Here is a 13,137-nt window from a genome sequence, read left to right as displayed (position 1 = left end):
CGCTCAGGCCGCGGCGTGTTCCTTGTGCCGCATGCCGAGGATGAGCAGCGCCGCGCCGACCGTGATGGCGCTATCGGCCACGTTGAAGGCCGGCCAGTGCGATGCGCCGTAGTAGACGTCCAGAAAATCCACCACGTGGCCAAGCCACAGGCGGTCGATCAGGTTGCCGACGGCGCCGCCGAGCACCAGTGACAGGCCGATGCCGTTCAGCCGATCGCCCGGCGCGGTGCGCCGCAGCAACACCACGATGACCACACTCGCGGCCACGGAGATGGCGCTGAACAGCCAGCGCTGCCAGCCGCCGGCGTCGGCCAGAAAGCTGAACGACGCGCCGCGGTTGAAGGCGAGCGTGAGGTTGAAGCCGGGGATGACGGGAATCGTCTGATACGGCTCGATCAGCCGCAGCACGGCGAGCTTGCTCGCCTGATCCAGCACCAGCACCAGCGCGGCGAGCGCAAGCCGCGCCCGCATCAGGCCCACAGGCGCGTCTCGCCGGGTCCGGCCACGTTCTGCACGCAGCGGCCGCACAGTTCCGGGTGCTCCGCGTGCGTGCCGACGTCCTCCCGGTGATGCCAGCAGCGCACGCACTTGGGGTGTTCGCTGGCGCGGGCGGCGATCCAGAGGCCACCGTCCACGGCGGCGCCCTGTGGCCGCGCCGCTGCCGAGTGAGCGCGCGCATAGGAGCAGATCAGCACGAAGCGCAACTCCTCGCCGAGCTTGCCGAGCAGGGCGGCGTCGGTGTCCTCGACGTAGAGGTCCACCTCGGCATCCAGTGACGAGCCGATGTCGCCCGCAACGCGCAGGGGTTCGAGCTGGCGGTTAACCGCGTCGCGGATGGCGCGCACGCGCTCCCAGTCGGCTGGCGTGAGGCGGTCCGCGGTATCGGCCGGCAGCTCCGGCAGCGCGTACCACTCGGCGAGCAGCACGCTGTCGGCGCGCGGGCCCGGCACGCAGCCCCAGATTTCCTCGGCGGTGAAGCTCAGGATGGGCGCGAGCCAGCGCACCAGCAGCTCCAGCACGTGGTACATGGCGGTCTGCGCCGAGCGCCGCGGCAGGCCGTCAGCCTTGCCGGTGTACTGGCGGTCCTTGATCACGTCCAGGTAAAAGGCCCCGAGGTCCACGGCGCAGAAGTGGTGCACCTTGCGGCTCACCTCGTGGAACTGGTAGGCGGCGTAGTCGGCCCGCAGTTCGGCATTGAGCGCAGCGGCGCGGCGCAGCAGCCAGCGGTCGAGCGCGACCAACTCGCCCACCGGCACCGCGTCCGTATCCGGCGTGAAGCCCGCGAGGTTCGCCAGCAGAAAGCGCGCCGTGTTGCGAATACGCCGGTAGGCATCCGCGGTGCGGGCGAGGATCTCGTCCGAGATCGACATCTCGGCGCTGTAGTCGGTGCTCGCCACCCACAGGCGCAGCACGTCGGCGCCGAGCTGGCTGATCACCTTCTGCGGCGCGATGACGTTGCCGGCCGACTTCGACATCTTCTTGCCGGCCGCGTCCACGGTGAAGCCGTGCGTGAGGACGCCGTCGTAGGGTGCCCGGCCGTTCAGCGCGACTGAGGTGAGCAGCGAGGAATGGAACCAGCCGCGGTGCTGGTCGGAGCCTTCGAGGTACAGCGCGGCCGGAAAGCCAAGCTCCGGGCGCTTGAGCACGCTGTAGTGCGTGACGCCGGAGTCGAACCACACGTCGAGAATGTCCGGCACCTTGTCGTAGTCGGCCGCCTCGGCGCCCAGCAGCTCGGCGGGATCGAGATCGAACCAGGCCTCGATGCCGCGCTGCTCGATGCGCTTGGCGACTTCTTCGATGAGGTTCTTGGTATTGGGATGCAGCTCGCCGCTGACGCGGTGCACGAACAGCGCGATCGGCACGCCCCACACGCGCTGGCGCGAGATGCACCAGTCGGGGCGGTTTTCGATCATGCCGTGGATGCGCGCCTTGCCCCAATCGGGGATCCATTTGGTTGCCCCTATGCTCTTCAGAGCGCCCTCGCGCAGGGTTTGTTGCTTCTGCTCTTCGCCATCGTGTTGACTTGAAGAATCCGCGGAGTCATCAAGATCAGGATGCTCTTTTCGATCCATCAAAATGAACCACTGCGGCGTGGTGCGCGTGATGGTGGGGGTCTTGTGGCGCCAGCAGTGCGGGTAGCTGTGTTGCAGCGGCCGGTCGGCGAGTAGCGCATGGCGCTCGCGCAGCAGTTCGATGATGGCCTTGTTGGCCACGAATACCTGCTGGCCTTCGACATACGGCGTGCCGGGCAGGAAGCGGCCGTCGCTGCCGACCGGGTTGTAGACCTTGAGGCCGTACACCCGGCCGACGGCGAAGTCGTCCGCGCCGTGGCCGGGCGCGGTGTGCACGGCGCCGGTGCCGGCCTCGGTGGTGACGTGATCGCCGAGGATCACCGGCACGGTGAGGTCGAGGAAGGGATGACGCAGCGCGACGCCGTCCAGCGCCTGACCCGCGCAGCGGCCAAGTTCGCGTGCGCCGGCGAGGTCGTAGCGGGCGAGCGCGGTCTGCGCAAGATCGACCGCCAGGATCAGCCGCTCGGCGCCGGTGTCGTAGAGGCCGTATTCGATACCGGCGTTGAGGGCGACGGCCTGGTTGGCCGGCAGCGTCCACGGCGTGGTGGTCCAGATGGGCAGGCTGAGCGGCCGGCCATCGTCCGGCGCGCCAAACGCGGCGAGCGCCTTGTCGCGGTCCTCCACGGCAAAGCGCACGTCCACGGCCGGCGAGGTCTTGTCCTGGTAGTCCACCTCGGCCTCGGCGAGCGCCGAGCGGCAGTCAAGACACCAGTGCACCGGCCGCTCGCCCTTCGAGACGTAGCCTTTTTCGATGATCCGACCGAGCGCGCGCAGGATGTCGGCCTCGGTCCTGGGCGCCATGGTGAGGTAGGGGTCGGCCCAGTCGCCGATCACGCCCAGGCGCACGAAGTCGGCGCTCTGGCCGGCCACCTGCTTTTGCGCGTACTCCCGGCACGCGGCGCGGAATTCGTTGGCGCTGACCTTGTCGCCCGGCTTGCCGAGTTTCTTTTCGACCACGTGCTCGATGGGCAGGCCGTGGCAATCCCAGCCCGGCACGTAGGGCGCGTCGGCGCCGTCGAGCGTCCACGCCTTGACGATGATGTCCTTCAGGATCTTGTTGACGGCGTGGCCGATGTGGATGTCGCCGTTGGCGTAGGGCGGGCCGTCGTGCAGCACACGCCGCGGCTGGCCGGCACGCTCATCGCGCAGGCGCTGGTAGATGCCCATTTCCTGCCAGCGGGCGAGCGTCTGCGGCTCGCGCTGCGGCAGGTTGCCGCGCATCGGAAAATCGGTCTGCGGCAGGTTCAGCGTCGCTTTGTAGTCGGTCATGGAGATGTCGTTCACGGTGCTGTGGCACAGGGATGCGCCGCCATCGTCGACCCCGGCAACAGGGCGAAGATGAAGGAAATCGAAAATCCCATTTTCGGTTTCCGTGGCCTGAGAAATCCGGGATGGACTTATTCAGGCCTTATATCGTCAAACACGGCGCGGGCGGCGCGCACGTCGTCGTCGATCTGTCGGCGCAGTGCGTCCAGGCCATCGAAGCGCTGCTCGTCGCGCAGGCGTCGCACGAATTCCACCCGCACCTGGCGGCCGTACACCTGGCCGCTGAAATCGAGCACGTGCACTTCGAGCAGCGGGTAGGTGCCGTTCACGGTCGGCCGCCAGCCGAGGTTCGCGACCGCCGGCAGCGGCGTTGCGGCCAGCCCCGCCACGCGCACCGCGAACACGCCGCGCAGGCTCACCGCCTTGCGATGCAACGGCAGGTTCAGCGTGGGAAACCCGATGGTCCGCCCGCGCGCATCGCCGTGGCTGACGCGTCCGTGCAGCGTGTACGGCCGCCCCAGCAGGCGCGCCGCGCCGTCGAGATCGCCCGCCGACAGATGCTGGCGCACGGCCGTGCTGCTGACGCGCTCGCCATCGATTTGCAGCGGCGGCACCACTTCCACGCCGAAGCCGGCTTCGGCGCCGGCTGCAGTCAGATAGTCGATATCGCCAAGCCGCCGGTGGCCGAAGCGGAAATCCGGCCCCACTACCAAGTGGCGCGCGCCAAGGCCCTGCACCAGCAGGCGGTCGACGAAGGTCTCGCGCGGCATGTCGGCCAGGTGCCGATCGAAACGCAGGCACAGCACGCCGTCGACGTCGAGCCCGGCAAGCGCGGCCAGCTTTTCGCGCAGCCGCATCAGGCGCGGCTCGTCCGCCTGCGGGCGAAAGAACTCCACCGGTTGCGGCTCGAACAGCACTACCCGCGCCGGCAGGCCGAGCCGGGCGGCGTGCTCGCGCAGGCGCGCCACGATGGCCTGATGGCCGCGGTGCACGCCGTCGAAGTTGCCGATGCTGACCACGCTGCCGCGGTGCCGGGGGCGCAGGTTGTGCAGGCCGCGGATCAGTTCCACGCGCAAATCCACAGGGCGAATGTCACGGGGCGGGCGCGGCTCAGTAGCGCGCCCAGTCGGGGTCGAGCGTGGCCAGCACGTCGGCCAGCGGCCGGCGGCCGGCGAAGCCCTCGTCGTAGCCGTGGTAGTGGCCGAGTTTCAATTCGGGGTACTTCCAGCACAGGTAGCCGTCGCCGGTGTCGAAATCGACCAGCCACAGGCCCTTCACCACCAGACCCAGGCGGCGCATCTTGTTCACCCAGCCGTTGACGAGCGTCTGGTAGCGCTCCTCGGCGGCCTGCAGCTCCGGCGTGCGCCGCGGCAGCACCTTCAGTTGCCGCTGCACCGGCGCCAGCGCCTCGGCCGCGCGCTGGGTGATGCCGCGCACCAGCGGGAACAGCGCCTGCGCGTCCGCCAGGCTGAACACGCGGGTGTCCTGCAGTGATCCGATGCGAAGGAGGTCGTCGTCCACGCGGCGGGGAGGGTTGGGCTAGGGGAGGGAAAGGATAGGGCACGCGGCCAGCACCGGGCGCTGCCTGCCGGTGGTGCATCACGGATGCCGCAGCGGCGCCAGCGGCAGGCGCAGCAGCAGCAGCGCCGCCGCGTAGCTCGCCGCGCCGGCCACCACCCAGAACGCCAGCCGACTCACGCGGGCGCCCGCGCCGAGCGCGAGCCAGGCATCGAGCGAACCCGCACCCAGCCACAGGAGCACCGTCATGGTGGCCGTGGCGAGCGCCACGCGCAGCACGAAAACGCCCCAGCCCGGCTGCGGCCGATACGCGCCGCTACGTCGCAAACCGCGCAGCAATAATAACGCGTTGAGATAAGCGGCCAGGCTGGTGGCGACCGCAAGACCCGCGTGTTTCAGTGACCACACCAGCACCAGCGTGAAGCCCATGTTGGCCAGCATGGCGATCACGCCGATACGCACCGGCGTGCGCGTGTCCTGGCGCGCGTAGAAGCCGGGCGCCAGCACCTTGATCGCCATGAAGGCCAGCAGCCCCGGCGCGAACGCCCACAGCGCCAGGCGCGCCATGTGCACCGAGTGTGTGTCGAAGGCGCCGTAACTGAACAGCGTGCCGAGCAGCGGCCCGGCCAGCACACCCAGCGCCGCCGCTGCCGGCGCGCCGACCAGCAACACCCAGCGCAGACCCCAGTCGAGCGTGCGCGAGAAGGCCTCGCCATTGCCGTCGGCGTGCTGGCGGGACAGGCGCGGCAGGATCACGGTGGCGAACGCGATCGCCAGCACGCCGAGCGGGAACTCCATCAGGCGGTCGGCGTAGTACAGCCAGGACACGCTGCCGGTGACGAGAAACGACGCAACCACGGTGTCGAACATGAGGTTGATCTGCGCCACCGACGACCCGAACACGCCGGGGCCCATCAGCTTCAGGATGCGCCGCACGCCCGGGTGCGCAAAGCCGAGCCGCGGGCGCACCAGATTGCCGGTGGCGGCCAGTGGCGGCAGTTGCCACAGCAGCTGCGCCAAGCCGCCGATGACGACGCCGATGGCGAGCGCCAGCACCGGCACGTCGAGTGTCGGCGCGAGCCACACGGCGGCGGCGATCATCGACAGGTTCAGGAACAGCGGCGTCAGTGCCGGTGCGAAGTAGCGGCCAAACGTGTTCAGCACGCCGCCGACCGCCGCCGCCAGCGACACCAGCGGCAGGTACCAGAAGGTGATCCGCAGCAGCGTGCCGGTGAGCTCGGCGCGCTGCGCATCGTAGCCGAAGCCCGGCGCCAGCAGCCATACCAGCAGCGGCGCGGCGGCGACGGCGAGCAGCGTCACCAACAACAGCACGGCACCCAGCGTGCCGAGCGTGTGGGCGATCAGATCGCGCACCTCCGCCGGGTCGCGCTGCGTGCGGTACTCGGATAGAACCGGCACGAAGGCCTGCGAGAATGCGCCCTCGGCGAACAGTCGGCGCAGGAAATTCGGGATGCGGAACGCCACGAAGAAGGCATCGGCCGCCGGCCCGGCACCGAAGCTGGTGGCGATCACCGTGTCGCGCACGTAGCCCAGCACGCGCGAGGTGGTGGTGGCGATGCCCACCGAGGCGGCGGAACGCAGCACGGTCAGGCCCTCCGCAGGCCGGCCTGCGGCTTGACAAACGGGGGCTCGGTGAGCATAGTTCGCGGCCTTTTTTTGGTTCTCGAAGCAGGGATTTCGCCGTGGCCAACAGCCCGCAAGCCATCAAGCGCGCGCGTCAGAACGATGATCGCCGCGCCCACAACGCCAGCCGCCGCTCCGCGCTGCGCACCGCCGTCAAGCGCGTGCTGGCCGCCATTCGCGCCGGCGACGCCGACACCGCGGCCACGAACTACCGCACCGCCGTGCCGCTGCTGGACCGCATGGCCGCCCGCGGCCTGATCCACAAGAACAAGGCCGCCCGCCACAAGAGCCGCCTGAACAAGCGCATCTTCGCGCTGCGCCAGTCGGCCTGAGGCAGCGCGCTCCGCAGGGCGCGTGGTTGCAAACAGAAAAAGCCCGTTACGGGCTTTTTCTGTTTTTGCGGGCCGCACGCGGTGGCTCGTCACAGCAGAAACCCGGTTCACACCAAAACCAGATTGTCGCGGTGGATCAGCTCCGCCTCGTCGACGTAGCCCAGCACCTCGGCAAAGCGGCTGCTGGCAAGGCCCTTGATGCGCCGCGTCTCGTCGGCGCCGTAGTTGCACAGACCCCGGGCGATCTCCTGCCCGTCTGGCGTGACCACGGCGACCAGGTCGCCGCGCCGGAAATCGCCCTCGACCCCGGTCACGCCGACCGCCAGCAGGCTGCGCCCGGCCTGGCGCAGCACCTGCCCGGCGCCGGCGTCGATCATGACCTTGCCGCGTACGTGCAGATTGCCGGCGAGCCACAGCTTGCGCGCCTGTAGCGGCTCCTGTTCGGGCAGCAGCAGCGTGCCGATGTCGGCGCCGCGGGCGAGCTCGGTCAGCACGGCATCAATGCCGCCGCCGACGATCCACGTGGCCGCGCCCGAGCGCGCCGCCAGGCGCGCCGCGCGCACCTTGGTCAGCATGCCGCCGCGGCCAAGCCGGCCGCCGCCGCCGGCCATGGCGTCGAGCGCCGGGTCGGCGGCGTGGGCCGTGGCCAGGCGCTCCGCCCGCGGGTCGAGTGCCGGGTCGGCCGCGTACATGGCGTCGCGGTCGGTGAGCAGCACCAGCAGCTTGGCCTCGACCAGGTTCGCCACCAGGCCACCCAGTGTGTCGTTGTCGCCAAAGCGCAGCTCGTCGAAGGCGACCGTGTCGTTCTCGTTGATGATCGGCACCACGCCGAGGTCGAGCAGCGTGCGCAGCGTGCTGCGGGCGTTCAGGTACCGCCGCCGGTCGGCAAGATCGTCGTGCGTCAGCAGCACCTGCGCGGTGTGCACGCCGTGCGCCTGAAAGCAGCTTTCCCAGGCCTGCACGAGCCCCATCTGGCCGACCGCGGCGGCCGCCTGCAGGTCATGGATCGCGTCCGGCCGGGCCTGCCAGCCCAGACGCCGCATGCCCTCGGCGACCGCGCCGGAAGACACCACCACCACCTGACGGCCCTGCGCGCGTAGCTGCACCAGTTGCGCCACCCACGCGGCGATGGCCTGCGTGTCGAGACCGGCACCGCCGGCGGTGAGCAGCGCGCTGCCGATCTTGACCACCCAGCGGCCGCTGCCGGCAAACGACGCGCGGTTCATGCCGGCGCCTCGGCGGCCTGCGTCAGGTGCCGCATCACCGCCTCGCACAGCGCCTGGCAGCCCTGGCCGGTAGCGCCCGAGATGACGAACAGCGGCCCTTTCCAGCGCAGCGTGCGGGCGATTTCCTTGGCCCGCTTGGCGGCTTCCTCGGGCGGCAGCAGGTCCGCCTTGTTCAGCACCAGCCAGCGGGGCAGGGCGGCGAGGTCGGGGTCGAAGGCTTCGAGCTCCGCCACGATCTTGCGCGCCTCGTCGGCCGGTTTGGTGGCGGGATCAGCCGGCGCGAGATCAAGCACGTGCAGCAGCAAGCGCGTGCGCGACAAATGCCGCAAGAACTGCGTGCCAAGCCCGGCGCCCTCGGCCGAGCCTTCGATGAGGCCCGGGATGTCCGCCATCACGAAGCGCTGCATGCGGTCGACCTCCACCACGCCGAGTTCCGGATTGAGCGTGGTGAAGGGGTAGTCGGCCACCTTGGGCCGGGCCTGCGAGACGGCGGTCAGCAGGGTCGACTTGCCGGCGTTCGGCGCGCCCAGCAGGCCGACGTCCGCCAGCAGGCGCAGCTCCAGCGCCAGGCGCCGCTGCTCGCCCGGCTTGCCGGGGCTCGTCTGGCGCGGCGCGCGGTTGATACTGCTCTTGTAGCGGGTGTTGCCGAGGCCGTGAAAGCCGCCGGCGGCCACTTTCAAGCGCTCGCCGTGGCGCGTGAGGTCGCCGATCTGCTCGTCCGTGTCGGCGTCGCGCACCACGGTGCCGATCGGTACCTTGATCTCGCAATCGGCGCCGGCCCGGCCGGTGCGGTTGCTGCCGGCGCCGGGCTGGCCGCTCTCGGCGCGGAATTCGCGCTGGTAGCGGAAGTCGCTCAGCGTGTTCAGGCCCTCATCGGCCACCAGATACACGCTGCCGCCGTCGCCGCCGTCGCCGCCGTCCGGTCCACCGAAGGGAATGTATTTCTCGCGCCGGAACGCCATGCAGCCGTTGCCGCCCTTGCCGCCGGCAACGGTGATGGTGGCTTCGTCGACGAATCGCATGATGACGGCGCTATAAACACAAAGCCCCGCCGGAGCGGGGCTTTGGCGCTAGCCGAGCCGGTGGCTCAGGCCAGCGGCTCGATGCTGACGAAACGGCGGTTCTTGGCGCCGCCGACGCGAAAGCGCACGCGGCCCTCGATCAGCGCGAACAGCGTGTGGTCGCGGCCGAGGCCGACGTTCTCACCGGGGTGAAACTCGGTGCCGCGCTGGCGCACGATGATGTTGCCGGCCAGCACGTGCTCGCCGCCGAAGCGCTTCACGCCCAGGCGCTTGGAAACGGAATCGCGGCCGTTGCGGGAACTGCCGGCGGCTTTTTTGTGTGCCATGAGTGGGTGCTCCTGTCAGGCCGTGTTACGGGGCGCCGATGCCGGTGATGGCGATTTCGGCGTAGTGCTGGCGGTGGCCCATTTGCTTCTGGTGGTGCTTGCGCCGGCGGAACTTGACGATGCGGATCTTCGGGTGGCGGCCGAGCGCGCGCAGCTCTGCGGTGACGGTGGCGCCCTCCACGTAAGGACGGCCGATCTTCACCTCGGCGCCCGCGCCGACCATCAGCACGTGGTCGAAGGTGAGCGTGTCGCCGACGGCGCCGTCGAGCAACTCGACCTTCAGCACCTGACCCTGCGCCACCCGGTACTGCTTGCCGCCGGTTTCGATTACCGCAAACATGACTTTCCCCGTAAGCAGATGCGCCGCGCGGTCGCACTCGTCCCGCGGGCCAAAAAAGGGCGTGGATTCTAGGTCCGCCAGGCGCCCGGGGTCAAATGGCTTGACACTGGGCGGCGTCGAAACCTAGCATCCGCCGGCTTCGTGGCCCCCGTTCCAATGCGTGCATGACTGCCAATTCCCTGGCCGAGCTGCTGGCGCCGGCCGCCACCGACATGGTGGCCGTCAACACGCTGATCGAGCAGCGCCTGCACTCCTCGGTCGCCACCATCGACCAGTTGTCCGGTTACATCATCCACAGCGGTGGCAAGCGATTGCGGCCGGTGATGGCCGTGCTGGCGGCGCGTGCCTGTGGTTACGCGGGTGACCAGCACTGGCTGCTGGCGGCCATTGTCGAGTTCATACACACCGCCACGCTGCTGCACGACGACGTGGTCGACGAATCCGACCTGCGCCGCGGCCGGCAGACGGCGAACAGCCGCTTCGGCAACGGACTCAGCGTGCTGGTCGGCGATTTTCTGTACTCGCGCTCGTTCGAGCTGATGGTGGAGCTGGGCTCGCCGGCCGTCATGGACGTGTTGGCCACCGCCACCAATCAGATCTCCGAAGGCGAGGTGTTGCAGTACCTGAACCGGCGCAACGTCGAGGCGACGCCGGACCAGTGCCTGGCCATCGCCCGCAGCAAGACCGCCACGCTGTTCGAGGCGGCGACGCGCTGCGGCGCGCTGCTGGCGGGGCAGGATGCGGCGGTACAGCAGGCGCTTGGCGATTACGGGTTGCACTTCGGCCTTGCGTACCAACTGGCCGACGATCTGCTCGACTACCGCGGCGACGTGGCGCGCATCGGCAAGAACCTGGGTGACGATCTGGCCGAGGGCAGCCCGACCTTGCCGCTGGCCTACGCATTGCGCAATGCAAGTCCCCGGCAGGCCGCCACGCTGCGCACGGCACTGGCCGCGGACAGCGCGCCGGATTTCGCGGCGGTGCTGGGCGTGATTGAATCGACCGGGGCCATCGCGTACACTGCCAGGCTCGCGCAGACCTACGCCGAACGCGCCGAGGCGGCCCTTTCCGGGCTGCCGGACTCGCCGGCACTGGCCGCCCTGCAGGGGCTCGCCCGGTTTGCGGTTTCCCGGGATTTTTGAAGAAGCCTGGCCGCCGACGCGGTTAGCGCGCGTGTTGCAATCGGGGTGTAGCTCAGCTTGGTAGAGCACCGTCTTCGGGAGGCGGGGGCCGGAGGTTCGAATCCTCTCACCCCGACCAGTTGCAACCACAGTCCAGCCCACATTCACGCCACGGCCAGCCAAAGCGAACGCGCGGCTGCGTCGCCGGCTGTGTGGACGGTGGTGTGGTCGTGTAAAGCCGCCGCCATGTCCATCCGCTACCCTGTGTCACTTTGACCAGATTCGAGGGGCAGGTGGATGGATGGCAATAACGTGAAGTCCTGGCGGAATGCAGCCGTGAGGGGGCAACGATGCTGACCCTGGCCGAGGCGCAGGTCGCCGTGATCGGTCTCGGCTACGTCGGCTTGCCGCTCGCGGTGGCGCTGGCTGGCCGTGTATCGACCCTGGGCTTCGACATCGATGCGCAGCGCGTCGCCGCGCTCGGCGGTGGCCACGATGCCACCGGCGAAGTGAGCGGCGAGGTGCTCGCCGCGAGCGGGCTGCGCCTGTCCTGCGATCGGGCCGATCTTGCCGATCGGAACACCTACATCGTCACCGTGCCGACCCCGGTCGACGGCCACAAGCGGCCCGATTTCTCGCCGCTGCTGGCCGCGAGCCGCACGCTGGGCGGCGTGCTCAAGCGCGGCGACGTGGTGATCTACGAGTCCACCGTCTACCCCGGCGCCACCGAGGAAGTCTGCGCGCCGGTGCTGGAGCGCGAGTCGGGCCTCACGCTGAATCGCGATTTCTTCGTCGGCTACAGCCCAGAGCGCATCAACCCCGGCGATCGCGAGCACCGCCTGGAGACGGTGACCAAGATCACCTCCGGTTCCACGCCCGAGGCGGCGGCCTACGTGGACGCGCTGTACGCCACCATCACGCGCACCCACCGCGCCAGCAGCATCCGCGTCGCCGAGGCGGCGAAGGTGATCGAGAACACCCAGCGCGACCTCAACATCGCGCTGGTGAACGAACTCGCGCTGATCTTCAACCGGCTCGGCATCGACACCACCGAGGTGCTGGAGGCGGCCGGCACCAAGTGGAACTTCCTGCCGTTCCGGCCGGGCCTGGTGGGTGGGCACTGCATCGGCGTCGACCCGTACTACCTCACGCACAAGGCGCAGGAGATCGGCTACCACCCGGAAGTGATCCTCGCCGGGCGGCGCATCAACGACGGCATGGGCCGCTACGTGGCCGACCGCGTGGCGCGCCTGCTGGTGCGCCGGCGCCTGCCGGTGGCCGGGGCGCGGGCACTGGTGCTGGGCGTCACCTTCAAGGAAAACTGCCCGGACGTGCGCAACACGCGCGTGGTGGACGTGGTGCGCGAGCTCGAAGACTTCGGCATGAGCGTCGACGTGCACGACCCCTGGGCCGATGCGGCCGCCTGCCGGCACGAGTACGGCATCGATCTGTGCGGTGAGCCGCAGGCCGGGGCCTACAGCGCCATCGTGTTGGCGGTTGCGCACCGGCAGTTCGCGGCCCTGACGGCCGAGCAGCTTGCCGCGCTGAAGGCGCCGCAGGCCGTGGTGTACGACATCAAGTCCGTGCTGCCGCGCGATCTTGTGGACGAGCGGTTGTGAGCGGGGGGCAGTTTCCGATGGCGCCGATGCGCGTTCTTGTGACCGGCACGGCCGGCTTTATTGGCTCGACCGTGGCGCACCGGCTGCTCGATCAGGGGCACGAGGTGATCGGCCTCGACGAGGTCAACGACTACTACGACGTCAACCTCAAGCTGGCGCGTCTGGCGCGGTTGACGCCGCGCGCCGGCTTCACCGAGGCGCGCGTCAGCCTGCAGGACCGCGCCGCCATGGAGCGGCTGTTCGCCGACACGCGCCCGCAGCGGGTGATTCATCTGGCCGCCCAGGCCGGCGTGCGCTACTCGCTGACGCACCCGCACGCCTACGTCGACTCGAACCTGGTCGGCTTCATGAACATCCTGGAAGGCTGCCGCCACAGCGCGGTCGAGCACCTGGTGTACGCCTCCAGCAGCTCCGTCTACGGCGCCAATACCAGGCTGCCGTTCTCGGAGCACGACCTCGCCGACCACCCGCTGAGCCTGTACGCCGCCACCAAGCGCTCCAACGAGCTGATGGCGCACTGTTACGCGCACCTGTACCGGCTGCCGGTGAGCGGGCTGCGGTTTTTCACCGTCTATGGCCCGTGGGGCCGGCCGGACATGGCGCTGTTCCTGTTCACGCGCGCCATCCTCGCCGGCGAGCCGATCGACGTGT

General features: G+C 69.5%; 13 protein-coding genes and 1 tRNA gene. 5 read left to right on the top strand and 9 right to left on the bottom strand.

The window, feature by feature from the left end; all coding sequences use genetic code 11:
* Positions 1–3: 3 nt before the first annotated feature.
* From lspA to murJ, 5 genes are all read right to left on the bottom strand, one after another.
* Complete coding sequence (gene lspA, locus AB7F93_RS02000) at positions 4–471, bottom strand: signal peptidase II (protein ID WP_428301206.1); 468 nt, start codon at positions 469–471, stop codon at positions 4–6.
* A complete protein-coding gene (gene ileS / locus AB7F93_RS01995; protein WP_428301466.1) occupies positions 471–3,341 on the bottom strand; it encodes an isoleucine--tRNA ligase in 2,871 nt (956 codons plus the stop codon). Before ileS ends, lspA begins: the two co-directional genes overlap by 1 nt.
* A gap of 128 nt (positions 3,342–3,469) precedes the next feature.
* Positions 3,470–4,408, bottom strand: a complete 939-nt coding sequence (ribF, locus tag AB7F93_RS01990; protein WP_428301205.1) for a bifunctional riboflavin kinase/FAD synthetase — start codon at positions 4,406–4,408, stop codon at positions 3,470–3,472.
* A gap of 40 nt (positions 4,409–4,448) precedes the next feature.
* A complete protein-coding gene (locus AB7F93_RS01985) occupies positions 4,449–4,859 on the bottom strand; it encodes a DUF2203 domain-containing protein (protein ID WP_428301204.1) in 411 nt (136 codons plus the stop codon).
* A gap of 78 nt (positions 4,860–4,937) precedes the next feature.
* The gene (gene murJ / locus AB7F93_RS01980) at positions 4,938–6,461 is read right to left on the bottom strand and encodes a murein biosynthesis integral membrane protein MurJ (RefSeq protein ID WP_428301203.1); all 1,524 of its coding nucleotides are present in this window, start codon (positions 6,459–6,461) and stop codon (positions 4,938–4,940) included.
* Positions 6,462–6,559: 98 nt separating this feature from the next.
* On the opposite strand from murJ, the gene rpsT reads away from it, so the two are divergent.
* Entirely contained in the window at positions 6,560–6,832 is a 273-nt protein-coding gene (gene rpsT / locus AB7F93_RS01975) for a 30S ribosomal protein S20 (protein ID WP_428301202.1), read from the top strand.
* Positions 6,833–6,939: 107 nt separating this feature from the next.
* On the opposite strand, the gene proB is transcribed toward rpsT, so the two are convergent.
* From proB to rplU, 4 genes are all read right to left on the bottom strand, one after another.
* Complete coding sequence (gene proB, locus AB7F93_RS01970) at positions 6,940–8,058, bottom strand: glutamate 5-kinase (RefSeq protein ID WP_428301201.1); 1,119 nt, start codon at positions 8,056–8,058, stop codon at positions 6,940–6,942.
* Positions 8,055–9,080, bottom strand: coding sequence for an Obg family GTPase CgtA (cgtA, locus tag AB7F93_RS01965; protein ID WP_428301200.1), 1,026 nt, complete (start codon positions 9,078–9,080; stop codon positions 8,055–8,057). The genes proB and cgtA overlap by 4 nt, the downstream gene beginning before the upstream one ends.
* A 65-nt stretch (positions 9,081–9,145) precedes the next feature.
* Entirely contained in the window at positions 9,146–9,406 is a 261-nt protein-coding gene (gene rpmA / locus AB7F93_RS01960) for a 50S ribosomal protein L27 (RefSeq protein WP_428301199.1), read from the bottom strand.
* A 25-nt stretch (positions 9,407–9,431) separates the two neighbouring features.
* The gene (gene rplU, locus AB7F93_RS01955) at positions 9,432–9,746 is read right to left on the bottom strand and encodes a 50S ribosomal protein L21 (protein WP_428301198.1); all 315 of its coding nucleotides are present in this window, start codon (positions 9,744–9,746) and stop codon (positions 9,432–9,434) included.
* 164 nt (positions 9,747–9,910) lie between these two features.
* On the opposite strand from rplU, the gene AB7F93_RS01950 reads away from it, so the two are divergent.
* The 4 genes from AB7F93_RS01950 to AB7F93_RS01935 all read left to right on the top strand — a co-directional run.
* Complete coding sequence (locus tag AB7F93_RS01950) at positions 9,911–10,888, top strand: polyprenyl synthetase family protein (RefSeq protein ID WP_428301197.1); 978 nt, start codon at positions 9,911–9,913, stop codon at positions 10,886–10,888.
* Between the two features lie 41 nt (positions 10,889–10,929).
* Positions 10,930–11,006, top strand: a tRNA-Pro gene (locus tag AB7F93_RS01945).
* 211 nt (positions 11,007–11,217) lie between these two features.
* On the top strand, positions 11,218–12,486 hold the full coding sequence (locus AB7F93_RS01940; protein ID WP_428301196.1) for a nucleotide sugar dehydrogenase: 1,269 nt from the start codon (positions 11,218–11,220) through the stop codon (positions 12,484–12,486).
* Positions 12,487–12,512: 26 nt separating this feature from the next.
* On the top strand, positions 12,513–13,137 hold a 625-nt coding region (locus tag AB7F93_RS01935), incomplete at its 3' end, for an NAD-dependent epimerase/dehydratase family protein (RefSeq protein WP_428301195.1).

The organism is Immundisolibacter sp., from assembly GCF_050250495.1.
Taxonomy (GTDB): domain Bacteria; phylum Pseudomonadota; class Gammaproteobacteria; order Immundisolibacterales; family Immundisolibacteraceae; genus Immundisolibacter.
This window is presented reverse-complemented; position numbering and strand designations above follow the sequence as displayed.

Bases quoted from the DNA above. Each gene is read 5' to 3' on its own strand.
- lspA (WP_428301206.1), bottom strand. From the start codon at position 471: ATGCGGGCGCGGCTTGCGCTCGCCGCGCTGGTGCTGGTGCTGGATCAG.
- ileS (WP_428301466.1), bottom strand. From the start codon at position 3,341: ATGACCGACTACAAAGCGACGCTGAACCTGCCGCAGACCGATTTTCCG.
- proB (WP_428301201.1), bottom strand. From the start codon at position 8,058: ATGAACCGCGCGTCGTTTGCCGGCAGCGGCCGCTGGGTGGTCAAGATC.
- cgtA (WP_428301200.1), bottom strand. From the start codon at position 9,080: ATGCGATTCGTCGACGAAGCCACCATCACCGTTGCCGGCGGCAAGGGC.
- rpmA (WP_428301199.1), bottom strand. From the start codon at position 9,406: ATGGCACACAAAAAAGCCGCCGGCAGTTCCCGCAACGGCCGCGATTCC.
- rplU (WP_428301198.1), bottom strand. From the start codon at position 9,746: ATGTTTGCGGTAATCGAAACCGGCGGCAAGCAGTACCGGGTGGCGCAG.
- AB7F93_RS01950 (WP_428301197.1), top strand. From the start codon at position 9,911: ATGACTGCCAATTCCCTGGCCGAGCTGCTGGCGCCGGCCGCCACCGAC.
- AB7F93_RS01940 (WP_428301196.1), top strand. From the start codon at position 11,218: ATGCTGACCCTGGCCGAGGCGCAGGTCGCCGTGATCGGTCTCGGCTAC.